Origin of the sequence: Mechercharimyces sp. CAU 1602 (assembly GCF_024753565.1) — a bacterium.
In the GTDB taxonomy this organism is placed as follows: Bacteria; Bacillota; Bacilli; order Thermoactinomycetales; family JANTPT01; genus Mechercharimyces.
The window spans coordinates 64,648-89,208 of the sequence record NZ_JANTPT010000003.1 but is presented as its reverse complement, the minus strand read 5'-3'; the positions used below and the strand labels follow the sequence as shown (position 1 = coordinate 89,208).

The 24,561-nt window shown below is 40.5% G+C and carries 32 protein-coding genes; 7 read left to right on the top strand and 25 right to left on the bottom strand.

The annotated features are described in order from the left end of the window. Positions 1-52 precede the first annotated feature (52 nt). The 21 genes from NXZ84_RS12950 to NXZ84_RS12845 form a co-directional block, all read right to left on the bottom strand. Positions 53-253: a hypothetical protein gene (locus tag NXZ84_RS12950; protein ID WP_258840754.1), complete on the bottom strand. Its 201-nt coding sequence runs from the start codon at positions 251-253 to the stop codon at positions 53-55. Positions 254-412: 159 nt separating this feature from the next. Further along, on the bottom strand, positions 413-1,780 hold the full coding sequence (locus NXZ84_RS12945) for a vWA domain-containing protein (protein WP_258840753.1): 1,368 nt from the start codon (positions 1,778-1,780) through the stop codon (positions 413-415). 323 nt (positions 1,781-2,103) lie between these two features. Further along, on the bottom strand, positions 2,104-2,604 hold the full coding sequence (locus NXZ84_RS12940; protein ID WP_258840752.1) for a DUF4309 domain-containing protein: 501 nt from the start codon (positions 2,602-2,604) through the stop codon (positions 2,104-2,106). 37 nt (positions 2,605-2,641) lie between these two features. Continuing rightward, positions 2,642-3,475: a peptidoglycan DD-metalloendopeptidase family protein gene (locus NXZ84_RS15135; protein ID WP_309495915.1), complete on the bottom strand. Its 834-nt coding sequence runs from the start codon at positions 3,473-3,475 to the stop codon at positions 2,642-2,644. A gap of 58 nt (positions 3,476-3,533) precedes the next feature. After that, the gene (locus NXZ84_RS12925; protein ID WP_258840751.1) at positions 3,534-3,830 is read right to left on the bottom strand and encodes a hypothetical protein; all 297 of its coding nucleotides are present in this window, start codon (positions 3,828-3,830) and stop codon (positions 3,534-3,536) included. A 229-nt stretch (positions 3,831-4,059) separates the two neighbouring features. Beyond that, positions 4,060-4,749 (bottom strand): DUF7847 domain-containing protein, encoded by a 690-nt coding sequence (locus NXZ84_RS12920; protein WP_258840750.1) that lies wholly within the window; start codon positions 4,747-4,749, stop codon positions 4,060-4,062. After that, positions 4,746-5,561, bottom strand: coding sequence for a hypothetical protein (locus NXZ84_RS12915; RefSeq protein ID WP_258840749.1), 816 nt, complete (start codon positions 5,559-5,561; stop codon positions 4,746-4,748). The genes NXZ84_RS12920 and NXZ84_RS12915 overlap by 4 nt, the downstream gene beginning before the upstream one ends. Positions 5,562-5,588: 27 nt before the next feature. After that, positions 5,589-6,566: a hypothetical protein gene (locus tag NXZ84_RS12910; RefSeq protein WP_258840748.1), complete on the bottom strand. Its 978-nt coding sequence runs from the start codon at positions 6,564-6,566 to the stop codon at positions 5,589-5,591. Between the two features lie 486 nt (positions 6,567-7,052). Then, positions 7,053-7,433 (bottom strand): TadE/TadG family type IV pilus assembly protein, encoded by a 381-nt coding sequence (locus tag NXZ84_RS12905; RefSeq protein WP_258840747.1) that lies wholly within the window; start codon positions 7,431-7,433, stop codon positions 7,053-7,055. 26 nt (positions 7,434-7,459) lie between these two features. Continuing rightward, entirely contained in the window at positions 7,460-8,035 is a 576-nt protein-coding gene (locus NXZ84_RS12900; protein WP_258840746.1) for a pilus assembly protein TadG-related protein, read from the bottom strand. Positions 8,036-8,069: 34 nt separating this feature from the next. Further along, entirely contained in the window at positions 8,070-8,786 is a 717-nt protein-coding gene (locus tag NXZ84_RS12895; RefSeq protein ID WP_258840745.1) for a hypothetical protein, read from the bottom strand. 49 nt (positions 8,787-8,835) lie between these two features. Continuing rightward, positions 8,836-9,693, bottom strand: a complete 858-nt coding sequence (locus NXZ84_RS12890) for a hypothetical protein (RefSeq protein ID WP_258840744.1) — start codon at positions 9,691-9,693, stop codon at positions 8,836-8,838. Positions 9,694-9,822: 129 nt separating this feature from the next. Further along, complete coding sequence (locus NXZ84_RS12885) at positions 9,823-10,836, bottom strand: hypothetical protein (protein WP_258840743.1); 1,014 nt, start codon at positions 10,834-10,836, stop codon at positions 9,823-9,825. A 129-nt stretch (positions 10,837-10,965) separates the two neighbouring features. Continuing rightward, on the bottom strand, positions 10,966-12,321 hold the full coding sequence (locus tag NXZ84_RS12880) for a vWA domain-containing protein (RefSeq protein WP_258840742.1): 1,356 nt from the start codon (positions 12,319-12,321) through the stop codon (positions 10,966-10,968). A 74-nt stretch (positions 12,322-12,395) separates the two neighbouring features. Then, positions 12,396-12,725: a hypothetical protein gene (locus NXZ84_RS12875; RefSeq protein WP_258840741.1), complete on the bottom strand. Its 330-nt coding sequence runs from the start codon at positions 12,723-12,725 to the stop codon at positions 12,396-12,398. A gap of 101 nt (positions 12,726-12,826) precedes the next feature. Further along, the gene (locus NXZ84_RS12870) at positions 12,827-13,729 is read right to left on the bottom strand and encodes a type II secretion system F family protein (RefSeq protein WP_258840740.1); all 903 of its coding nucleotides are present in this window, start codon (positions 13,727-13,729) and stop codon (positions 12,827-12,829) included. Positions 13,730-13,739: 10 nt separating this feature from the next. Further along, entirely contained in the window at positions 13,740-14,675 is a 936-nt protein-coding gene (locus tag NXZ84_RS12865) for a type II secretion system F family protein (RefSeq protein ID WP_258840739.1), read from the bottom strand. Next, positions 14,675-16,033 (bottom strand): TadA family conjugal transfer-associated ATPase, encoded by a 1,359-nt coding sequence (locus NXZ84_RS12860; protein ID WP_258840738.1) that lies wholly within the window; start codon positions 16,031-16,033, stop codon positions 14,675-14,677. The genes NXZ84_RS12865 and NXZ84_RS12860 overlap by 1 nt, the downstream gene beginning before the upstream one ends. 13 nt (positions 16,034-16,046) lie before the next feature. Further along, on the bottom strand, positions 16,047-17,219 hold the full coding sequence (locus tag NXZ84_RS12855; protein ID WP_258840737.1) for a CpaE/TadZ family protein: 1,173 nt from the start codon (positions 17,217-17,219) through the stop codon (positions 16,047-16,049). Positions 17,220-17,303: 84 nt separating this feature from the next. After that, on the bottom strand, positions 17,304-18,101 hold the full coding sequence (locus NXZ84_RS12850; protein WP_258840736.1) for a CpaB family protein: 798 nt from the start codon (positions 18,099-18,101) through the stop codon (positions 17,304-17,306). Between the two features lie 105 nt (positions 18,102-18,206). Then, on the bottom strand, positions 18,207-18,677 hold the full coding sequence (locus NXZ84_RS12845) for a prepilin peptidase (RefSeq protein ID WP_258840735.1): 471 nt from the start codon (positions 18,675-18,677) through the stop codon (positions 18,207-18,209). 316 nt (positions 18,678-18,993) lie between these two features. Between NXZ84_RS12845 and NXZ84_RS12840 the strand changes: the two genes are divergently transcribed. Beyond that, positions 18,994-19,623, top strand: a complete 630-nt coding sequence (locus tag NXZ84_RS12840) for a YjgB family protein (protein WP_258840734.1) — start codon at positions 18,994-18,996, stop codon at positions 19,621-19,623. Positions 19,624-19,817: 194 nt separating this feature from the next. Here the strand turns inward: NXZ84_RS12840 and NXZ84_RS15240 are convergent, their stop codons facing one another. Next, complete coding sequence (locus NXZ84_RS15240; RefSeq protein WP_396654045.1) at positions 19,818-19,970, bottom strand: toxin-antitoxin system HicB family antitoxin; 153 nt, start codon at positions 19,968-19,970, stop codon at positions 19,818-19,820. A 91-nt stretch (positions 19,971-20,061) separates the two neighbouring features. Then, a complete protein-coding gene (locus tag NXZ84_RS12835; protein WP_258840916.1) occupies positions 20,062-20,223 on the bottom strand; it encodes a helix-turn-helix transcriptional regulator in 162 nt (53 codons plus the stop codon). 244 nt (positions 20,224-20,467) lie between these two features. Here NXZ84_RS12835 and NXZ84_RS15285 point away from each other — a divergent pair, with 244 nt between their 5' ends. The 5 genes from NXZ84_RS15285 (at position 20,468) to NXZ84_RS12810 (ending at position 22,520) form a co-directional block, all read left to right on the top strand. Beyond that, positions 20,468-20,611 (top strand): DUF7667 family protein, encoded by a 144-nt coding sequence (locus NXZ84_RS15285; RefSeq protein WP_483869640.1) that lies wholly within the window; start codon positions 20,468-20,470, stop codon positions 20,609-20,611. Between the two features lie 545 nt (positions 20,612-21,156). Then, positions 21,157-21,534 carry a ParB/Srx family N-terminal domain-containing protein gene (locus NXZ84_RS12825; protein WP_258840732.1) on the top strand — a complete coding sequence of 126 codons (378 nt, stop codon included), beginning with the start codon at positions 21,157-21,159 and terminating at the stop codon, positions 21,532-21,534. A gap of 5 nt (positions 21,535-21,539) precedes the next feature. Next, a complete protein-coding gene (locus NXZ84_RS12820; protein WP_258840731.1) occupies positions 21,540-22,022 on the top strand; it encodes a hypothetical protein in 483 nt (160 codons plus the stop codon). Between the two features lie 123 nt (positions 22,023-22,145). After that, positions 22,146-22,298 (top strand): hypothetical protein, encoded by a 153-nt coding sequence (locus NXZ84_RS12815; RefSeq protein WP_258840730.1) that lies wholly within the window; start codon positions 22,146-22,148, stop codon positions 22,296-22,298. Between the two features lie 42 nt (positions 22,299-22,340). Beyond that, positions 22,341-22,520 (top strand): hypothetical protein, encoded by a 180-nt coding sequence (locus tag NXZ84_RS12810; RefSeq protein WP_258840729.1) that lies wholly within the window; start codon positions 22,341-22,343, stop codon positions 22,518-22,520. Positions 22,521-22,667: 147 nt separating this feature from the next. Here NXZ84_RS12810 and NXZ84_RS12805 read toward each other — a convergent pair whose 3' ends face one another. Then, positions 22,668-23,069, bottom strand: coding sequence for a hypothetical protein (locus NXZ84_RS12805; RefSeq protein ID WP_258840728.1), 402 nt, complete (start codon positions 23,067-23,069; stop codon positions 22,668-22,670). A gap of 399 nt (positions 23,070-23,468) precedes the next feature. Further along, positions 23,469-23,606, bottom strand: coding sequence for a hypothetical protein (locus tag NXZ84_RS12800; protein WP_258840727.1), 138 nt, complete (start codon positions 23,604-23,606; stop codon positions 23,469-23,471). Positions 23,607-23,748: 142 nt separating this feature from the next. Here NXZ84_RS12800 and NXZ84_RS12795 point away from each other — a divergent pair, with 142 nt between their 5' ends. Further along, a complete protein-coding gene (locus NXZ84_RS12795; protein ID WP_258840726.1) occupies positions 23,749-24,021 on the top strand; it encodes an HU family DNA-binding protein in 273 nt (90 codons plus the stop codon). Positions 24,022-24,561: the final 540 nt, after the last annotated feature.

The window sequence follows — 24,561 nt, the reverse complement described above, 5'->3', positions numbered from 1 at the left end:
ACCTAGAAGAAGCGAATCCCCCATTTCTATCCACTTCCTTCGTTTCTGTGTTTCATTCCGTTTTTACTTCCGGTTCTTGTATATAAACCCGAGTCTCCATACTAGGGAACTGGATTTCCACATTTGTCTCAATATCAGGAACAGTTACTGCGTTATTCCCAGCATACGCTATACTCATGAACGAGAATACGTACATGAAGCTGTAAAATAGTAAAATCACTTTTGCAAAAAATCGTTGCTTCATTTTATTCATAATTACTTCCACCCCTAGGTATCATTAGTCTTCCTATCACCACCTCTAGTTGCATCAGGTTTTTATAACTACCACTACTCACTCCGTAAATGAAAGAGTGTCTTATAGTGGTTTGAATACCTACAGTTGTAATGAGATAAATGCAACTATTACTTCGAATTAGCTGATTTTTTCTATGTTCTCATTCTCTATTTTTTTAATCTCTCGTTTCATTTGATTGTAGTTCCAGACGATGAAATAAAAATTAAAATCATATTGATCCACATTGTATTTTTGTAGTTTACTATAACGAGTTTGAATTAAGCGCTGAAGTTCATTACCAGACTCTAAGCTCACTTTTTTATCTATTCTCATTTGGCTTAGAGCTATATCTAACCTCGTTTTTTCCATCAAAATTTGCTCGCGAAATTCTGGAGAAATCTTCTTTAGGGCGCTCCACTTTTCCCCATGCATCTTCGTAATTTCTTGAAAACTTTTTGCCCACCACTTAGACCAAGCTAAAATCAATTCCGTATTCTTCTTATTAAAGTAAGAATTAAGGTCTTCCGCACTCTTAGCAGTTTCATACTCCCCTCCGCCGATATCTGCTATCTTCTTCAATTCTTGCTGAGCCTCATTATCGACATCAAATCCTACGATATTGACAACAGCTTGAATATTGGACTGATGAAGGCTCTTTGCCGCATCTACAGGATTTCCATCACATGTCTCTATTCCATCGCTTATAATAAATACGACGTTTTCAGTATCTGCACTTGTATTTTGTTGAAGTGATTGATGGGTTTTTTCGATTGCAGATGCAATAGGCGTCCAACCTGTGGGGTTAACATTGTTCAATGCTTTATTAAATTTCGCTTCATTGTACTCGGACAAAGGATAGATCTCTTCTGTACTATTACATGATACTTTTTTGTCCTGTTCACGATTACTCCCTTTATGCCCATAAGTTACGACAGAAACCTTCACATTCTGTGGAAGTGAAGAAGCAAATCGCTCTGCTGCCTCTTTCGCCAACTTCATTTTGGTTTGTCCATTCACCTTTCCCGCCATGCTTCCACTTGCATCGATTAAAATACTCACTTGAGCAGACTTGTCACTCTTATTATCGGAGCCTTTATCATCTGTCCCATTAGGTGTCTTGTCCGCATTCGGATTATAGTATGTTAAGTCAAAATTTTTATATTTCTTATCGATTGGTTCATAGTCTTCGGCTAATAACTGCAATAATTTTTTGTATGCTTCCTGAGCAGTTAAGTTGTTTGAAAATTGTTTTATTTCTTCCTCTAGTTTCTTCTTATCATAGCGTTCTCCTGCGTACTTTCCTGGTCCTTCAGTTAGCATTCCCTCTACTTCCTTGGCAGGTTCAAAGTCTTTCATTTGAATTTGTTCAATCTCTTCTACTTCTTCTATTTGGTCGGATTTTTTATCTGACTTTTCTGATATAGGGGAAACCGTGTTTGAGCATGACACCATTAAACAAACAGACAATGAAAACACTATAAATAGACTAATATATTTCAGGCTCATAAAATCACCTTCCTACTTTACATAGTATCGAGTTTCTTTTTCATTTGACAAACCCATATGCCCGCCTACAATCTATTGCATATATAAGTCCGTGATATTCGTAAGCTAAAGTCAAGCTCCCACCTATTCCATTATTTATATAACCCATATGATTTCGATCCAGATATGTGTAAGTTATGATCATTCACCACTTTTCTAGATGAAGGAATACACTTTTCTCCAGCGCAAAGAACCTCATTCCTATAAGTGGAGTTTTCCAACCAGGTAGAGTCAAGACTCCACCTGGTTCCCTGATGTTTCGGCATAAGCTGAAACGAATTTGATCATTTCTTGTACGGCTTTAACATGACGGTATCACCGGTTATATAGATAAAGTAGTCGCCCGTAACATAAGATAAATCACTCTCAAACTCATCAGAAGGTCGACCTAAAATATTAATCATTGCTTGTCTACTCAGCTCTGTTTTACCCCCAACTGCCGATACCTTATCGTCTAGATGCATATAGATGTATGTTTTTCGATCCTTATAGTAAAGATACTTTCCCTCGATGTTCCCACTTTCGTCTGGTTCTCCCCAAGCCGCCTTTACTTCTTTTATATCTGTACCGATCTCAAATGGGATGTATGTTAGGCGACCTTTGCTAGCTTCAGAGAGGGTATGTTCATTTAACACGAATTTTCCTTCATCATATAGATCATTACCAGATTTATCATCTTTCCCTACAGACGAATTCTCTTCTTGTAAACCTGCACATGACGATAGCACTACACATATCACCAGCATGTATAAACATTTCTTGATAGGTTGATAATTTCTTAGCAATGATAACCCCCCTCTATATTCGAACCAACCTCCACTGTTAATTTACCACATCACTATCCAAATAGGGCCTAGGATTGGTATGAGTTCCAGGAACGCCTCCATACCTTACCTCCCAATGTAGATGAGGCCCGGTAGATTTTCCGTTATTTCCCACAGACGAGATTTGCTCCCCTCTTTCTACCTTATCGCCAACCTTAACCAATATATCTCTCTGCCAGCTATGTGCGTACCACGTGTACAAGTTTAATTCTTCATGGTGGATAATGATCAAGGTACCGTACCCATTAGATGCTCCTGCGCGTATTACTTTACCCCCTTCAGCAGCAAACATCGGAGTTCCTTCGGCCCCTTTTAGATCCCAGCCCCCATGGAACGCTCCCCATCTCGGACCATAATCTGAATTGATATACATCACTTTTAAAGGTGGTCCAAGCACCCCACCCTCTGTATCCAAAAACTCAGGTGCACCACCCCCTATTGATCCCGTACCCGTTCGCAAAAGGGGGGCTTCTCCTTTCGTTTCATAGGTAAAGGGAACACTGTCCATAAAAATTACAGGAATTTCTATTTTGGCAGTAGCGTATGCCATCTCAGATAGACTTTCAACTTTGACTTTCATCTTCAATTTGTAGTCTTTGTAATCTCCCCCGAATGAAGATTCCCCCTGCTCTTTCGCCTTTTCCTCATTTCCCGTCAAAGAAGCAACTTTGACCGCATCACGAACAGCCGCTTGAGCATCTACTACTGCCATACCAGTGATAATGAGCTGCCAAACGACTAAACTTAGTAAGATAAACAAAGGGAGAATGACGATAAATTCTACCGTAGAAGCTCCACGCCTGTATGTACGTTCTCCGCAACTTTCCTTCATGTACTCTCCTCCTCTCTACACCTCTTCTTAGATATATGGATCATGAGTATCTGATTACTTACTGTACCAGTGGTGCACGTGCTTCAGTCTCATAAGAAAAAGAACCGAGTGAGGGGAGAAATACATAATCGATGCGTAGATCAGCTTTGACAATCACTTCACCAGCATCTTTTTTTACTTCTAGATCGTATAAGTAATAGTTGTCCGTGTCGGCAAAGCTCTTTTTCCCCACCTTTTCCGCTTCCTTTTCACCCATCGTCGTCACCTCTCGTGCTACTTTTTTTACATGTGCTTGTATACTGCCATACCAGCAACACAAACTAGTCGGAATACCGCAGATCAAATCCCTGATCAATAAATATTATAGAATGAGGTATATATCATAAATCACTTCAATGTGTCAGTCCATTTTCGTCTAAGACTATATAATTCATTTTTAACTTGTCCTATAGTACTTACAGTCGGATCCAACCATTGGATTAAAACTTAATGCCGTAATATTCTTGTCTTTAATCAAGATATTTAGTGGGTAGATCTCATCAATCCTTATCTTCAAATTCTTCGCCCCTATCTTATCCTACTAACTAATCCCATACCTCCTTATCCGCATAGTTTGTCCAGTTCATATAATTAAGAGCTAAAATGAAAGTAAACAGAGGTATGCACAAAGCACTAGTCCCTATTTGCATGAGCGCTAAAAATAATAAAGAGTTAGTCAGCACCATCCCTCCATATAAAATTAATAATTGAATTATCCCTTGCAACAAACCCATTATCAATAATAAACCTATTAACTTGAAAAGGTGAGAACTGCTTACCTTGGCAGATCGCTTAAGACTACCTAAACCTTTCCGGTCATCTATACAAATAGCATAAGGAAATAGCAAAGTTAAAAGTAAAATGATGATCCCTGGTATGACTAAAAATATATTTCCTATCGCCACCAAGATCACCTGTACCAGACCTATCAGGTAGACTGCAAACATCTTACTAGACACTTGATCCAGTATTCTAGATACCTTTAACATTCCTCCCTCTTCATCAATAACAACTTGAATATAGGGCAATTGTAGTAGCGCAAAAACAACTATTTGAATCCAAGAAACCACAAATGCCCCTATAAATCCTAAACCTAGAAGATCGAAATATATATAAAAATAATTAGAGATGTAATAATTAATAAGTAGAATAGGTAGCGAATAGATAATAATTATCTTCAAGATTACACTTACATTGGATATATATATATCGGCCGCATTTTTAATACTATTCATAGCTGCTCCCTTTTTGGATTAAGTAATTTGTTCCAATAATCTTTAACTGCGACTTCTAACCGGCGTATTTTACCATCACCGAATAAAAATCTTTCCATATCTTCTTTAACTGTCTTTTCCATCCCCCTAGCTTCCTTTGCAAGCATCAAATGATGCATAGCCCAGATATAATAAAGGATCAACCATAAGTCGAAACGCCATATCGGAATTCTCCATGGTAAAAACCGAAGCACTATTTTTCTATCCTCGTAAGTATCTAGTTGAGCCATTACTTCGCGATATCCTTTTTCCATATAGATGCGTTGATTTTCCATTTGTATCTCTAATTTTTCCTCTGTTAATACATTAGTATCGACACAACTTAAAAATAATTCCCTTGACTCTTTTACAGCTTTCGCTAAAATCGTTCTTCCTTCCGCTATAGATTCTGCCATAGTAATATACCGATCCATAGAAAGACAAACATCTTCAGGCATTTTACTTTCTACTTTTCGTTTCATCCTTTTCAACATTTTAGCCTTATTACTAAATATACGTTGGTGATGCTTTTTTGCTTGCTCTAGGCCTCTCTGAAGAATAGTTTCGTTCCAATAGACTAAAAACCGATGCTGCCGAACTAAAGGTTCGCAATCTTCATACCAAGGTAACCGTCCATTTTCATCAACTATCATATGTTTGTTTGTCCCCTTGAAAAATATATGATAGTAATTAGTTCCCTTATATTCCACAAGTAAATCTAAAAAACCAAACGCACCATTGTTTCCTTGGTATTTTTGAACAATTAACTCTATCTCTCTGGGTAGTTTTTTCACTCTATACTCTCCTCTAAATAATACTTTTTAGCTAAACCAACCTTTCACAGTATCCGCAGCGTTATTAGCCGCTTTTTTAACATCATTTTTTGCATTATTCCAGGCTTTTTTAGGATTCTTTATTGCTTTCCACACCTTCTCTTTATGTTTATATATTGTCGCCCCAGCCCAAATCCCCAAACCCACACCAGCGACCACAAGGGTGACGGGTGCGGCTGCTACGCCTACCAATGCCGCTGCCGCACCTATGGCAACTGAACCCGCCATAAGAGCACTCCCTGTGCTTTGCCATCCCCCAACATTATCTCCATCAGCAAATTTAGTGTATGCATCGTATCCATCCACAGCCATCCCAACAGCTGATAATCCCACATTTACTTGCCCTAATATTTTACTTGCTTTTGATAAATTACCCACTAGTTGTGTAGAATTCCCCACAAAGGATTCGCCACTCTTGAGCCACCTACTAAACTCCCCATAGTGTTGACCTACTTCAATCCCTCTATCAATAGAATCCCATGTGTCTAGCCCAGCACTTACGATTGAATCATCTGGTAAAAATAAGTCACCTATCCCCCTTACCGCAGATCCAAACAAACCATACCCTGATCCCATATGGGGATTATATATGTTTTGTTGTCTTGAACTCCTTGTTAACAGTTCCTCAGGTAGATCACTTACATTCGTTCCATTTACAACAGCTTGTCTATATATTTCAGTCCAATGCTGAACACTCTTAGCAGTTGCTCTCCAAGCTGTTACTTTACTCGTCAAATCAGATACATATTTATAATGACTCCATTCAAACTCGGTTCCATCTACAGCACCCTCACTCTTTTCCATTTCTCCTGCCTTACTATCTTCTGGCGCTTTTACACTAGGTTCTTGAATAGTGATATCTGTCCTAACCGTAGGGAATTGGATCTCAATATTGGTTTCGATATTGGGAACTTCCACAGCATTGTTACCTGCAAAGGCAATACTAACAAAAGAACATGAGTACATAAAACAAACTAAAAATAAAACTACTTTTGCAGTTATACTTCGGTATCTTCTATTCATTTGAAAATATACCCACCTTCCAGATATAACAAGAAACTATAATAACCGTGTTGCGTCCTATATAATAGACGAATGTCAACATCAGCTCGCAATTAATCAAATGTAATTAAGTAGTGAGAATCTCATTTCCCCCTTACATTCAGCCATCTATCGTCCTTCGCTAAAGTATATGCATATGGTTCATTCTTATATATTTCTTAGTTTGATTTCTTCATAATTAGTAGCGAAGTCCGTTGATCTACCATTCTAAATGAAAGCGGTGTCCAGTCGAGTCTCACTAAGATCCTATATGAGTTACTTTCTACCCTTTAGTCACCCTTTTACCATCATAGAAGCTCCACGCCTGTATATACGTTCTCCGCAACTTTCCTTCATGTACTCTCCTCCTCTCTACACCTCTTCTTAGATATATGGATCATGAGTATCTGATTACTGTACCAGTGGTGCACGTGCTTCAGTCTCATAAGAAAAAGAACCGAGTGAGGGGAGAAATACATAATCGATGCGTAGATCAGCTTTAACAATCACTTCACCAGCATCTTTTTTTACTTCTAGATCGTATAAGTAATAGTTGTCCGTGTCGGCAAAGCTCTTTTTACCCACCTTTTCCGCTTCCTTTTCACCCATCGTCGTCACCTCTCGTGCTACTTTTTTTACATGTGCTTGTAGTTCCATCACTGCCATACCAGCAACACAAAATTGCCAAACGAACAAACACATAAAGAACACAAGCGGAAGAATTGTAATAAATTCTAATGTGGGTCCACCTTTGCGTAAGCGCAAAGATTTCCTTAACTTGTCTCGTTCCATTTCAATCCCTTCTCCCTCAGTAAATCTTATTTGATCGGGATTTTTATGGACCTTTCAGGTAGCCATTCTAAATAGATTCTCTTAGGTCCTGTTCCAGTCCCTTTGACATATTCCTCCCTAAATTCTTCTTCTAATATCAATGGTTCAAATGCAGACTCTGCTATGATTTCTACTCGATCATTAACAGAGAGTACGATCCATCCCTTATCAGCACTATGCTTTTTTAGATATTTTTTAACCTCTTGTTGGAGTGCTATTTTATGATTTGCCACAACTCGCTTCATAAAGGCCGTCTTCTTATCATCGGTTCCTAAGATATAGTGGTACGGGTTTCTATATCCTGGATCACCTGGCCCAAGTTCATGTATAAAATTCCACCGATTCACCTCTGCTAATTCTGCTTTGTATTGACTGTCATACCACTCATCTAATTTTTTGGTCGCGGCAAGACTGGCAGCATCCGCTGCATTTAGGGACGCCGAATGGGAAATCCATATATTTACTAATGTACTCAGGAAAAGTAACACCAACATAAAGAGAGGTAAACCTGCTACCCATAAAGTTGTAATATTTCCTTTGGTTTTTTTTAATGTAACCTTCATTACAACAGTCCACCTTCATTTATTTCTCGTTATTTTAAAACTCCATTTTCATCAGCCAATCTTCATGCTCTTCTGTTTCGAGAAGTCCTGTCCATTCTATATACAGCTTCGATATCAAAAATGAGAAATACGCGATAAATACAGAGTTAATGAACCATTGAATGAGTAGAAGTATGATTACTTTTCCTGATATCACCGTAAGTGTATACTGAATTGCTAAGTCAATCGCCGCTTCTGTAATACCCAATAGAAATATAAGCAGAAATAATTTAAGTAGATGTTTTTTAGCTACGATAAAAGCTCTCTTAAAACCTTTCCACCAATGCGTTCCTTCCATTACAGCCACATAAGGAAAAAGAAAAAAGAGAAGGGAGAACACGATCCCAGGAATAATGAAAAATATCCCGCCCAACACCGTAAAAAATGCATATACAATCCCCATTACAAATATGGGAAACATATGAATTATGGTAGCCTTATAAGCATCCCTTAATGTTACTTGATCTCCCCCCGTATCAAGCTTCGCAATTTTTATAAATGGAATCTGCACCACTGATAACCCTAACAAAATTAAAAAAGCGTATAATGCATCTGCAATAAAGACTAAATCAAGAAGTCCATAGTATGCATAAAAATAGTTTACGTAACCAAAGGTTATCACCTGTACTGGCAATACTATTGTTATGGCAAGAATTATAATCCGCATAGCTTGTTGCCTAAGTAAATGAAGAGAGCTTTGTAATATAGACACGACTTTCACCTCATTATAATCAACCTAGTTTAAAAAATCCCACATCATACTATATCCTTGGATTTCTAAGCAAAGCTTCCATGGTATCTGAGTTTTCAAGTCTAGGAATATCTTGTGATAAAAACTCCCCTACTTCTCTATGATCCCTCTTATTACTATCTGAAGCCAATAGAGAAATGTGATGTTTCAACAAACTTATGTAGGCATAAATCAAACGAAAGCGCCATGGCCGAATTGCTTTAAATAAATGACGCAAAAACATTTTGCGATCTTCTAAAGTTTGTATCTGTATATCATGTTGGTCATACACTGCATTCATTGTTCGTAAAAAGCACCCCCAGACCCTATCATAAAGATGTTCATTAATAACATGGTGTGTTGTCATCTCTGCAAATAGTAATTGTGCTTCATCTATACTCTCTACAATGGTTTGCTGCCTATCACGAATGACTGAAGCGATACTAAGAAACCGTTGATAAGATTCTTCTACTCCAGGAGGAAGCGGTTTTTCCAATGCACGATCAGCAATGTTTAATGTGAAAACCAACCATTTACAAATCCGTATTGAGCGCTTTGACCAGCGATAACCTGTGGAATAAAGAGTACGAAATATAGAGTCCGTGTCCTTATGAATGTAGAGAGGTTTTATACTTTCCTCTCTCATCGGAACCACTGCATGATCTGAATCATCTCGAACAATCACATATCCAGAAGCTGGTTTTCTTAAATCCTTCTTTCCTTTCATTATCCCAACGCAATAATATATTTTACCATCTATCTCTGATCTAGTAGGAAATATATTGTAGGATTCGTTTGACTTAAGATATGGAAGCAGAGCCTTCTCAATTCGCTCTGGTGGATCAGGAAAAGGGGATGTCAATTTATACTCTAGAAAGATTCTATTCATAAGTTCACCTCATATTAAATATTTTAGGGGTTATAAATACACACTCTTATAATCAAAAATTAACTTCATCCATTACGCACTATATTGTTAAAGCAATAACACCCTAGAACCATAAATTTCGATAGAGTCCTATCCAAATAAAGACTTAACCTTTCCCCAACCTTTTTTTGCTACTTTTGCAGTTGTATTCACCGTAGCAACGGTTGCTTTCCCAATTGCCTGTCCTGCCTTTTTTGCTCCATTTCCAATAGCCTTTCCTGCTTTTTTCCCTCCGTTCCAAATTGCACGTCCCGCTGCCACAATTTTTTTCCTGTTAGCATAGGCAGCACTTCCTGCCCACATGAGCGCTCCAGCTGCAAATAAACCTATCCCCAATGGAGTGGGTCCAGCTAAAGCAGCTCCAGACATCAAGCCTGAACCCACCGCTCCCACCATTCCGGCAATATTATCTTTTCTTTCCTGACCTGTAGTAGTGACTGCACCATGGGTTTTATCAATCAACTCTATCCCGGAAAAGACCAAGCCAGTATATGCACACGCTTTCCCTAACCTAGCCGCATAAGTGCCTGCTCTTGATAAATTACTACCTGCTTGAGCAAACTGTGATCCTTGACTAGATCCACCTGCTTGTAAAATAGACTGCCTCGCAACTTTATACTCCTGAACCATACCCCAACCCTGGACTCCATGCTCCGCAGAAGACCAGAAATCAACACCTAATTTTAACCAACTATTATCTGATGCAAATAATCCTATGGTTGTCCGAGGGAGAGAACTCTTGGAGTACATTAGTGTATCTTTAGGGCTTAAACTATCGGTAAGAGTTCCTATAATGATCTGTACTTTAGCAACAGCAAAATCACTCACTACATATTTAACACTTTTATACCATCCGGATGAAGTAAATCCCCCGCTACTATCTACTTTCTTCGTATCTGTGTTTGACTCCGTTTTTACTTCCGGATCTTGTATATAAACCCGGGTCTCCACACTAGGGAACTGGATTTCCACATTTGTTTCAATATCAGGAACAGTTACTGCGTTATTCCCAGCATACGCTATACTCATGAACGAGAATACGTACATGAAGCTGTAAAATAGTAAAATCACTTTTGCAAAAAATCGTTGCTTCATTTTATTCATAATTACTTCCACCCCTAGGTATCAAATGCATATTATTAAAAGCCCATAAATACATGCATATAGAAACCATTCAATTAAAATTATTACCCTATTGCTTGTATTCTTCTCTCTAAAACGCCACCTACAAGCCTACTTATTTTTTTTTATATTTTCTTGTCTTATTTTTTCTATCTTACTTTTAATAGAATGATAATTCGTACTTATAATAATATTTAGACCTCGGTGTTTATCTAAATAATATCTATCTAATTTATTTTTACGATCTAAGAGAATGCGATTCAAATCATTTATTGCTCCACTGTTTAGTATTTCTTCTTTTTGTAATTGTGTAAAGGCATCTTGCAACCTTGCATATTCTAAATCTATTGTTCCATTGAATTCTTTACTTATTTTACCTAGTTCATTAAATTTATCATTATACATCCTTGAAATTTCTATTTTACTATCCCCCCCCCACTTAGACCATGCTGAAATCAACTCCATATTCTTCTTATTAAAGTATGAGTTAAGGTCTTTCGCACTCTTAACAGTTTCATACTCCCCTCCGCCGATATCTGCTATCTTCTTCAATTCTTGCTGAGCCTCATTATTAACATCAAATCCTACGATATTGACAACAGCTTGAATATTGGACTGATGAAGGCTCTTTGCCGCATCTACAGGATTTCCATCACATGTCTCTATTCCATCGCTTATAATAAATACGACGTTTTCAGTATCTGCACTTGTATTTTGTTGAAGTGATTGATGGGTTTTTTCGATTGCAGATGCAATAGGCGTCCAACCTGTGGGGTTAATATTGTTCAATGCTTTATTAAATTTCGCTTCATTATACTCGGACAAAGGATAGATCTCTTCTGTACTATTACATGATACTTTCTTGTCCTGTTCACGATTGCTCCCTTTATGCCCATAAGTTACGACAGAAACTTTCACATTCTGCGGAAGTGAAGAAGCAAATCGCTCTGCTGCCTCTTTCGCCAACTTCATTTTGGTTTGTCCATTCACTTTTCCCGCCATGCTTCCACTTGCATCGATTAAAATACTCACTTGAGCAGACTTGTCACTCTTATTATCGGAGCCTTTATCATCTGTCCCATTAGGTGTATCGTCCGCATTCGGATTATAGAATGTATAATCAAAATTTTTATATTTCTTATCGATTGGTGCATAGTCTTCGGCTAATAACTGCAATAATTTTTTGTATGCTTCCTGACCGGTTAGGCCTTTTGAAAACTGCATTAATTCTTCCTTTATTCTCTTCTTATCATAACGTTCTCCTGCGTACTTTCCTGGTCCTTCAGTTAGCATTCCCTCTACTTCCTTGGCAGGTTCAAAGTCTTTTACTTCCACTTTTTCTACTTGTCCTTTCTCCTCTTCTTTTTTATCAGAAACAGGAGGGGTGGGGGTAGAATTAGAGCACGACACAAGCAGACAAGCAGACAGGAATAACGTAAAAAGCCTGATTCCATATCTCGTCAACATAAGATCACCTTCCCTATCAAGGTGTAGCTCACACGGCAGTAAGCTACACCTTTAATTATTTGTTTTAATTTCCTTTACCCTTGACACTCACCATCTTTCCAAGTACCACCTTGCTTCTCACATTCCTTCTTAGCTTCTGCATCGGCATCGGAACCACCACCTACTAAATCACCTGAATTTGTAATCATATTTTTAACTTTGGTTGTTAATTCATTAGCAATTGAGTTTCCCTCATCAGTTTTAAATACATTTAACAAAATTCCGGCAAATGTTGCTCCCACTGCGATGATTACAACATACTCTAGCGTAGGTGATCCTTTCTTGCTCGATGCTGTCTTTCTTAGTGTTGGCAAATACTCACGTACCATCGCCAAGCCTAGCTGTATCTCCGTCCACTTGTTCACTTTACTTCCTCCTTAAATTTTAGTTGTAAGTTGAAATTCTATTCCTTAGTACAAGTTCTATCTATCAATTTATGCTGTTTTAACCACCCCCTAATTTGGCTTCATCCAAATATATCTCCTGCAATAAAGTATCCATATACAATAGCCCCGACCATTAAGAGCATAATAGATGGTGCTATAAGCAGAGTACTTACCAAGGAAATCTTAGGAGATGCTTTGCCTGCTGCTTCTTTTGCTTGTTCCGCACGCATACGCCTCATTTCTTGTGCTTGTTGAGCAAATGTTGCTGCGATAGGGGTACCTAAATTATGTGCTTGAATTAATGATTGAATTAATGCTTCTAGTTCCGAAGAGGTAGTTCTGCGTAAAAAAGCACGATATGCGGTTTCTCTTTGAACCCCAAACAAAATTTCTTGATTTAGACGGGCAAACTCCTCACTTAGTGGACCTTTATTCGTTTCAGAATAATAGGCAAGAGCTTCATCCAAACCCATTCCTGCTTGCAAAGTAATACTCATCATATCTAGAAAATCTGGTAGATCATAACGTATTTGATCTTGACGTCTCTTAGCCAGTAATTTAATTCCGTATATAGGTAGTAAATAACCGATGAATGGCAAGAATATAAGAGATAAGGTAGCGAAAGGAAGACCTATGACATAAGCAACAAAACCACAAGCTAGACCACCTAACATAAAGAGCACCTTTGCCCCTTGAATGCGATCAATCGTCATCTGATATGGAAAGCCCGCTTTAATCAAAATGTCCTCTAATTCTATAGGATCACTCAATATCTCAATTTTCTTCCCCGTATCGGATAGTCCGTCCATCCATCGATGTACAGGATGAACCTGACTGGATTTTTGCTTAAGATACTTCCAGGGGGGGATAAGGACATCTAAGTTGGATCTAACCGAAACCTGTTCTTTTTGAAACGAAAAATAAGATATAGCCCCGAATAAGAGGCAAAACCATGCACCAATAACTGATAAGAAAATTGCCATGATCTCCCCCCTATACTCTAATATCTGCAATCTTCTTCACAATGATAAAACCAAGAACCTGCATCACAACAAAAATACTTACAACAATAATTCCAAACATGGATGTAAAGAAATCATAGAAGTTGTCAATCATCTTGCTCATCATCACAACGATAAAGATCGAAATAATCGGCAATAAATAAGCTGAATATCTTGCTTGTGCAATCGTTGAGTCAATCGTCTTGTGAATGATCTTCCGTTCTTCCATTGTGTTTGCCATTTCCGCCAATACGCTTGCCAGGTCTCCACCCGCTCTACGTTGAATGATGAGTGCATTTACAAACACCTGTACATCTTTACTTTTCACACGGACTAACATATCCTTTAATGCCATTTCCGTGTCCTTTCCTAGCTTTAATTCTCGAACTACAATCCCAAGTTCATCCTTAATCGGAGAAGGCATTTCTTTAACAACCAATTCAAGTCCTTGTGGAATCGAAAGACCTGCTCTAGCTGCACTACTTAGCAACCTACATACTTCCGAAAGCTGTTTGTTAATTTGGTGAACATAGATATGTTTCCGAGAGCTCAAGAGTAAAGTTGATCCCAGTGGGAGAAGAATATCTGCTAACAAAAAGCTAACCCAAAATGGAAAGCTCATTAAGTAATAAAAAAATAAGAGGATCGCAAACCACCCAACAATCATTATCGCCCCATACTCCGACGGCCTCAGCTTTATGCTTGCTCGTTTTAGTTTTGGTTCTAGCTTCTTTGCCCATTTCATTTCGTCGAGGCGATCGGCGAGGGAGTCGGACCAGCGGGCGGTAGAGTCGGAAGTGAACCATTTTTCCACACGTTCACTCGTCCTTCCTTTCGCCCTCCGCATCTTCAACACATGATACATCGCCAAGAGCCAGCAAAAGACGGCACCGCCACCGAAGAGGGCGACTAATAGTCCTGTGTCCATTAAGCTCTCCCTCCTTCTACTGGGCGGAATTCTGCTTGCTTCATCGGCACACCATATGCTTGCATTCGACCCAAGCATTCAGGGAGGTTTCCGGTTGGGGTAAAGTAACCTTGCACACGCCCATCTGCGTTTACATTTGTTTGTACGTAGCGGTAGATGTCCACCATCTGTACAGAGCCATCCGGTTTAGAGCGCATCTCTGAGATATTGAGCATTTTGCGCTGACCATCGGGAAGACGGGTGATTTGCACGATGTAATCAACGGCACCGACGATGTATTGGCGAATGATCTCTGACGGGAGATCCATGCCTGACATCATGACCATCCCTTCCAAACGACTCATCGCATCTGATGGAGTATTGGCGTGCACGGTGGTAAGTGAACCTTCGTGACCCGTATTCATCGCCTGCAACATATCAAAGGCTTCAGAACCACGCACCTCACCTACAATTATGCGATCTGGACGCATCCGGAGTGAGTTTCTCACCAGCTGACGAATGCTTACTTCACCTTTTCCTTCTACGTTAGAAGGCCGCCCCTCCATCCCTGCCACATGAGGGTGAGGGATACGTAGCTCTGCCATATCCTCAATCGTAACAATCCGCTCATTCTCAGGAATGAAGCACGCCAGTGCGTTGAGAAGAGTTGTTTTACCACTACCTGTCCCGCCTGAGATAATAATATTAAGCTTCGCACGTACAAGACTGGTAAGAAACTTTCCCATTCCGTCCGTTAAGCTATTAAAACCGACAAGGTCAGCTAAGCTGATCGGTTCTTTGCGAAACTTACGAATCGACATAAGCGAGCCTTTTAGACTGATGGGTGGAATCACTGCGTTCACACGACTTCCATCAGGGAGACGGGCATCCACCATCGGTGAACTCACATCAATCCGTCTACCAATCGGGGCAACAATCCGGTCAATCACATGGCGAAGGGCTTCCTCGTCGCGAAATTCGATGTCCGTCTTATGTAGTCGTCCTGCTTTCTCATAATAGACCTCTCTTGGTCCGTTCACCATGATCTCAGTGATCGTATCGTCTTCCAGCAGGGGCTCTAGAGGTCCAAACCCTACTGATTCATCGATGATGCGAGAAATGAGGCGGTCCCGATCTTGACGAGTAATTACCACCTGTTCATCTGCAAGATAGCGACCAATCAAGCGGTCGAGGGTGACTCGCAGTTCCGAAGAAGCCATACTGGTCAGCTTTTCAAGATCTGTCTCTCGCAGTAACCGCGCCTTAAAGTGATGAGCCAATTCATCTACGCGATTATCGTTTACGGAGGGAGCACGCATATCTTGCTTACTGCGATGCGGCAGTCTACTATTCTCTTTTCCTTGTGTGAATAAGGACATGCTTGTTTCCTCCTTAAGCCGATTCGCTCGATTGATTGGTCAACAGCCACTTGGCAAGCTTCTGAATATCGCGAGCAAACCCTGGGAGTCCACGTTCACGACGAGTGGTACGCATCGGACTTCCCTGATTAACTAGCTGTTGTACTTTCTTGTGATCCTCCCTAAGCTCACCAATTACAGGATATTGAAAATGACGACTCAAATCCTTTTCTGTTAGCTCAGTATCCCGATTCGTACGATTGAGGATAATACCTAATCGTCCCAATGGATCAACGCCTAGCTTGGCAAATAGATCGAGCACACTGGCAAACACCCTCATCGCCAACACATCAGGCACCATCACATATCCAATATGATCCGCTTCCTCCAACACACTATACGTAAGTGGGTTCATCTCTGTTGGTAGATCGACAATGATATAGTCATAGTAAAGACGTGCTGTACGCAACAGGCGCTCTACATGCTCTTCTGTAATTTGTTCTGCTAATTCGGCATCCACCGGACTAGGAAGAACTTCGATTTGCGAAAACTTCTCCACCATGGTAACACTACGAATATGGTTATCGTTAAGCTCATTAAGTACTGGGGTAAGATCATATAGCGTCCGTTGATTATCAGTCTTGAGTAGTGTTTCTACCCCACCATATTGCAGGTTTAGATCTACGAGTAGGACGCTGGAACTTGTATCGAGGCCAATGGTTTGCGCGAGCGTCGAGGCTATTAAACTACGACCACTCCCACCTTTGCCACTATACATGGCCACCACTTGACCCTTTGCCCATGAAAAGCTGGCAGCTGATTCATTCTCTGCACGCTTTACTTGCAGTGCTTTAACCGCTCTACTTAATACATCTTCAAGTGCATGGATCTCTTCAGGGATAAACAGAATGTCAAATGCACCCGACCGATTTACGTCCCGTGTACGAACAGGATCGCGACGCTCAGTAATAAAGATGACCAATGCATCTGCCGCCTCTTTTGCTATATAAGGAAGCATTTGCACCTGACTTGATTCTTTCGATTCATGAAGTAATACAATATCTGGCTTGATGCGCGCAATTTCTCGCCGCACCTCTTTCGATTCCAACACCTGATTTTGCGGAATTATGGTATTCACCTTTGCTTGTAAATCCTCCGCTTGAAAAGAATCGTCGCTAACAATTAATAGTTTATAAGGGACATTCATTGCACGATGACCTCCAGTTTTTAGGCAAATACTTTGGTATACGATAGCGAGAGTTTACAGTCTTCCCCTTCTAAACCTAGGAAACTACTCATGCTCGTTCTCCTCTTGCTCACCCGTAACCATCCCTTCATCCGTCCCATTTTGCTTAGTAGGGTCCGACTGTGCTGGGGGATCTACCTTTTGTTCTACTGTAGGCTTCTTTTCTTCCGCCGCTCCTTGCTTTCCTTTAGACTTGTTCTCCTCGTTAGGTGCTTTTAGTACCCGAATATTGATAGCAAAATTTTGTTTATGAATAAAAAGCTCAGCTTCTTTTAGCGTCATTTCCAATCCGATTGCATTTACAACCCCATTTTCATCTTTAGAGACACCCACGATAGGTACATTTTTCATAAAAACTTTGGTAACGGTATCATTTCCACCTTTATCAGATACTATAAGGTCAATTCGATCATTAGCCTCAAACTGACCATCAAATTGAACCCGATCTGATTGCCCTAATGTAACCATCCGCTTGTCATCGGTGGTAAGAAGGGACTGCATTTTCAAGATATTTTTCGTCAACGGCTGACCTTCTGACAACGGTACTACAGAGACGAGGTACTCTAACGGAACACTATTGTTACCAAGTGCGATGGCATCAATCTCCCCTGCTGTAATCGCACCTTCTTGCAAGTACTGCTCAGGAATGGATACTGTATCGAAATATTCTTTCTTCAGTGGTTGGCGTGATGGAATCTCTTTGTTAGCTATGTATACTTCAACCATGTTACCTATACGCGCATCCACCGCACTCACTTTTTGTAAGAATAGATACCCAGCTAACGCCGCTAGTAATAGTGCAACAACTAAAAAAATGATGGCTCTTCTCTTAGCATCTTGCATTGATATCTAACACCTGCTTATATAATAGGATTTTTGTATCAAATATTTCTTCATCGTTTCAACAACCAATTTTTATAAAGCGAGCTAATGCTATTTCTTAATGCATCATCCATAATTTACTGAAACCAGATAAACAGCAATCATCCCGATCAAGATAAAAGGCGCAAACGGAAGAGTCGTCTTCCTATTCACCTCGTGCCAGCGAATCATCTTCACTCCAAGTAACCATAACCCAGCAAGAAGATGAGAGAGAAAAAATACCGCTAAAAATAGCTCCCAGCCCAACCCCAGCCCAATTACTGCGAAAAGTTTGACATCACCGCCGCCAATCGAATTTTCGTTTGTGATTACGGCAATCGTAAACAGTACGAGAAACACCCCTACACCTGTACCGATATACTCCCACCACGGCTCACTTCGATAAAAGCTACGAAAGAGCAAGGTAAAGGCCAAGCCTATGAGAATAAAACGATCATAGATAATCCGCTCTCTTATATCTGTAATAGTTGCTGCGATCAAAATTGCGATAAGAAAAAGATAAATTGTATGTTCTACTATTCGAATCACCACTCGCACTGGGAAAGTTGGAAAGACTTACTTTCAGTAGCTATTATATTCCCAACAAGAAGGAATGGCAAGGGGAAATTGGCAAAATGCAAAAAAAAGTTTTCGCTATTTGTTAAGTTTTTTATGTCCCCTATTCTAGATACTTAATAGAACCTCTTGAATGATTATACTAATTTAAAATAGCATTCTACTAAATATTTCAGGGTTCATTAAAATACTTTCCATGGTTTTAATTACCATCTTATGCTATGCTGTAATTTAACTTACCCTATTTCACTGTAACTATCAACCATATAAAAAGAAAGAGAAAGGAGCTACCATACCGTTGCTTAGAAAAAGGATCTATGCTCTAACTTCGATATGTTTTGGACTTGCCATCCTTCTTATGAATAGTGGCTGTAGTACCGATACCACTACTTCACAGGAAACATCAGTAAACAAAACGACTAACCAAAGCGATGAATCAACACAGGCAGGAAAAGAAAAAGGGGAGAAAAAAGAAATTGAAAAAGAGCCTTTTCAAGAAGGAAAATTCGTCTTGGATGAGGAGACTCTCGCCATAGGAGCCAATGGAAAGCTTACTTATATTCCCTTTGCTCTTGGAACTCAAAAAGCAGAAATCATTAGCAAGTGGGGGAAACCTACTTTGGAATCCAACCGCAATGGAGCTGACTACTTTTCTTATCAAAATGAAGCAATCCGTTTCTATCACCAAGTAGGTAGCAAAGAAGTAACGACGATCGAGGTTGCTCTCAACCAATCAAAGAAAGAGATTATCTCTATTCTCGGTAAGCCCGATCAAGAGATATCCGATCCCTTTTCTCCTGGTTCAGACCTTCTATATCTAACGGGTGATTACGAACTATACTTTACTCAAGTTGAAGTAAATGAAGGAAGTACGTATCGTCTCCACTACCGTTGGAATGAAGAAAACCGAATTAAACGATCAAACTGATAAAAATACCTCTATTAGTTTAACGAGAAATGAAGACAAGAAATTGGATGAAATTCGTGGGATAGTAAAAGAGATGAATAATAAAGCATCAAAAAAAGAAAATAACCCTTTTCCCCAAGTGTTGGAATCTCACAAAGGAAGGTTTTTGATACTGCCTTGAAAGAATAGCCTGGCATTGCTGCCAGGCTATTTGATTAGTTTATATAGACTATAGCTAAGCGTTTGTGCAAGCTTTTGGGCATGCGTACTACTGTTTTTCCACTGTAATTTTCGTCTGATCCAGTCGGCTCAGGAAAGTGTGTTTTACAACTGGCACAATATAAAAAAGCCCTTCTAATTTCCGACAAGAGGGCTTTTGTTGCTGGTCCTAATGTATTTGCCTATGAAAAATCATTAAATGCGTTAAAATCGCTTCTAGCCTGTATGAGTGGTGACAGGCTATTTTTCTTCGGTAAATTCGTACAGATCGTCTACCTTACATTGAAGAAGATGGGCTAGTTCGAACAATTTCTCACATCGAGGATAGGATTTCCCGGTTACCCACAGGCTGACTTGTTGCTTGCTCACTTCTAACTTTTCTGCTATTAGGACTTGAGTGATCGGAGTACCATTTTCTTTGAGTCGTAGAAATATCCGTTCACCGGAGGCAACCCGTTACACCGCACTTAGAAAAACTTATCGAGTCTTAATTCTACCACACCCGGTATCAATTCGGTACCGGGTGGAAAATGAGGGAGGTAAAAGGCATGACCCTTCCGCAAAAAATTGCATTGATACTAGAAACGGGTTCGGATCGCCCTCTTAGTCAAGAGGAGGTACGTGAACTAAGAAATACAGAGAGGAATTGTATCGCAAAGCCAATTCGCTCTATGAGCTTTCTTATCAAGCGTACCAAACAAACGATATTGACTGGCACCATGACATTTGTCGGCAAATTGACGAGTTGGAGGCTGACTTAAAGCAATCTGGGATTGGGGTTCTTATATGAATCTATACTATAAACATCAGAGATTTCGCAGATGGCTATCCTTGAAAGTGTTTGGATATTATCAAAAGAGGAGCGCGAGTTTAACATTGTTTATCCGTTTCAATTAAATATAATTGAGCCGAAAGACCGTTCCTTGTCGCCAAACTCGTAACGGTCTTTTTTGTCGTCCTTCCGTTTCTATATTTTTCATTTCTTTCTATCATGGTATCGCATATCTATGAATCCTGTCTACTAGGTTCAATATATGGATTTTTTTCACTGTAGAGAGGATAGAGATTCTGCATGACGAGAATAGATATAGCCCCTATGACGGAGGTAATAGCCCCTCTAATCCATTCTAATCTATATTGAAAGGAAAGAGATTAACTTTACCATCAAACTGCTTATAAGGGGATATGAGAGGGAGAAATTCTACATGATTCTCCTAATTGAGCTAGAAAAATTGGAGTCGGCGCTGCCTCTCCAGTTAGTGGAAAAGAAGGTTTCTTTCCAATTGGACTAGGATATATACTAAATATGAGGTTAGTAGAAAGGGTGACCCATTCATGGCTGTGGCAACCATCCTGAAGATCTACGACATCAAAATTCCAGAAGTGTTTGAACAGCGTCCACCGAGGAAAGAGAAGATAGAGTTAGCCATCCAACGTCAACAAAGCGGAACCGAGGATTCTCCAGTTGTCGTCCATCCTGAGACTCTTATGTTAGTGGATAGCTACACACGCTACTTAGCGTCTAAGGAGCTAGGGAAGGAGTCCATCCCTGTTCGATATGGAACCAAGCCTGTGCCCACCCGCAACAAAAGAAAACCACCCATTAAGAGGAAACCATCGATGAAGAGCAAGTCTACTTCCAAAGAACTGAAGCAACAGCAAAAGAAAATAGCAATTCACCTCAAAAGAGACTGCCAAAGGAGGAGTATCTAGCTGAATTGAAGAAAGTTCAACTCAAAGTGTGGGAGTTGGAGGATGGTCGGTGTGAGGTTTGCAAGCGTGCCATGCATCGGGAATATAACCGTACATTCAAAAGAAAGGGCTACCCTTCATCAGAAACAAATGCTCATCATCTGGTTTGTATCGATTGTTTTCGTGGGCAACCTGACTTTTTAGCGGCCCCAATTGAGATTAGTCCAAAGGTGCTTCGAGAGCTGGAAGAGAAGAGTCCTGTGGGGCTGGGGGAAGAGACCATTGAAGAGTGGTTCATCAAAGGATTACGAAGGCATGGCGTGATCTTGAGTTCTGGGAAGGTAACCAGAAAGTATTGGCTACCGGGGGTCGGGAGCTTTTACGTTAGTCGAAACGGAAAATCCAGAGTGATTAGATCTGCGCACAAAATTTACCCTTCACCCAGACTGGAACTAAAGCCACAAGAGAAGACTCGTAACCTCCCACAACCTGTGTTGAAGCTGTCTTAGGTGAAAGGAGTGATTTACATGCTTCGCTGGAACGACCCGACACCAAAGTTGAAAGCAAAACAAGTCCTTCTGTTGAGGTCCCTGTTCAAGTCTGGGATGCCTCGTACACTGATACTGAAGAGGATGCGAAAGGAAAAAGGATTGGAAGAGTTGACACGGTTCCACCTCAATATGATGATTAATGACAACCGTCTGCATCGAGCAGAGAATTTGAGCGTAAAGCAATGGGAGGAGAAGCAAGAGTTAAAAGAAAAAAGACAACACTCAACAATTTAAGGAACCCAAGACTTTAGCCGAATGAACAAGGGGGTATTGTTTTTGGATGAAAAAAAGAAAGACACTCACTATTTGTGGTGGATAATAGGCATATCTTTGGCAATTTCATTGAGTGTCAGCTTGGATAATTGGGCAATAGGCTTACCTATTGGTATAGGCGTCGCTTTGACTGGAACATATTCGAGTAAACAAAAGAACAATAATACGGGAGAACCGAAGTGACTGCTTCACTGGCACCCATATGGCGACCGTACAATCCGCTTTGAACCACCTCGCACATACAATAACACGGGTCAGGGCTTAGTCAGACGAAGAGAGGTGACTTTCTTTGTCTGGTTTTTGTTTAGGTTATATACAACATATGTTGCATCACTCATCCCATATTTTCTTTCTCTCTAGTATATAGTCCACCAGCCCCAAAGCCACCTCGCCCTTCTCTGGAACGATCCCCTCAAAGGGTAGCCTGTAATCATTGTCGTAGAAGTAGACGTAGCCGTCCATGTAATAGAACCGCAACTTCCCCTGCTGGAGCGTAACAGGCTTCCACTTCTCAAATATGAACCATATCAGCCGATCAACAACGTGCTTCTCCAGTTGCCGATGCTTGCAGGCTTCACGGATATGTCCCTTCCCTAGATCTACATGCCCATCACGGCACGTCCAGACCTTCTTTAGCCAATATTCCTTGCGTGCCTCTTCCTTTGCCTGCTGGATGATTGCTCTTTCATTGACTACTTCCGTTGTGTTGCCTCGAAGCCGTTCATTCTCCACCTCTCCACCTCCAACTGCTCCACTCGCTCTCGAAGCTCATTTGCAAGTTGGATTGCATTTTCATTCTTATCCATAAGGTCCCTTACGGCAGGTGCATGACCATATATGAACGCTTGAAGAGCCTCATCCGTGATCCGCCACCCGTCCTTTCTCGTCTTAGGTGGGATGCCTTCTATCTTCCCTTGTATAAGCCAACAAAAAAGAACGCTGATTTCTCAACGTTCCTCATGCACTAATCAATTTTGATGAACCCCTCGGAGTTTGTTTCGACAAAACCAAAAAATCATTACGACAGTGAATGTCGATGCAAACGCTCCTAAGTAATACCCAGCCAGTTGGAGTGAAACACCCTCACTCTCCGCCTCAAAACGTGCAATGTTGTAGCCCGTCGTGGGATGCTTATAAAGCGTGTAGATGATGAACAGAGGTAATGCCATCATAAGCGATGACATAACTACCGCTTTCATCCTTCCCAAATTTATTTTTCTCATGTTTGATCCGTCGCTCCCCTACCGTAAACTCTCTCACCAGCCCCACAGTTGCTAACTGATTTCTCTAATCACCAAAAAGAACCCTTCCAAAGCCGTAGATTGATGAAAGTGAAATCCAGTACCATTCCTTGAAAAAACCCTAGATACCACGGTTTTGCTCTGCTATGCTATGAAAAAGGAGTGATACCATGAACAAAGCGGAATTCATAGGAAAAGTAGCGGAGAAAGCTGACATAACCAAGAAGGATGCCACGGATGCGGTTGATGCTGTGCTTGACTCTATCACAGATGCGCTTCGTGAAGGGGATATAGTGCAACTAATCGGCTTCGGAAACTTTGAAGTGCGGGAGCGTTCGGCAAGAAAAGGGCGCAACCCACAAACAGGGGAAGAGATCGAAATTAAGGCAAGCAAGGTGCCTGCGTTTAAACCAGGGAAACAGCTAAAAGACTCGCTGAACTAGAAAAGAGCCGTAGGGGAGATATGGGACCCCTCACGGCTCTTTTCTAACGTGAGTCTACTACTAGCATACGCTCTCTCGTCTCTTGATATTCGTCCTCTATCATGAAGGAAAATTGTGATATAATAGATTATGAGAATTGGACATATTGACCACGGGCGGCGTAGGCTGAAAATCCCCCCATCGGAGGGATGGTGATGCCTATGACAGGAACCGAAGTTCTGACTATCCTGACTTTTGTGGTAGTGTTGATTACATTGCTATTAAAAGTAGCAGAGTTCGTTTTCAACATACTAAAAAAGTAGCTCGCCCACTGGTCCGCAAAACCTAAGGGGTGAACTACTTTTTTCAAGGCTTACCCTGATGGGTTCGGCTTAACGCCGTTCTGTGTCCATGTAATTTCTCCGTAGAGTGGCAGGTGTTGACCGCACCTGCTACTTTGCATTCTATAAACATAATACCACAATTGACTGTGAATTATCCATACTGCGCTCAAAAATGAAAAGTGACCTGCCCATTGCTCTCCAACAGGCGACCACTTTC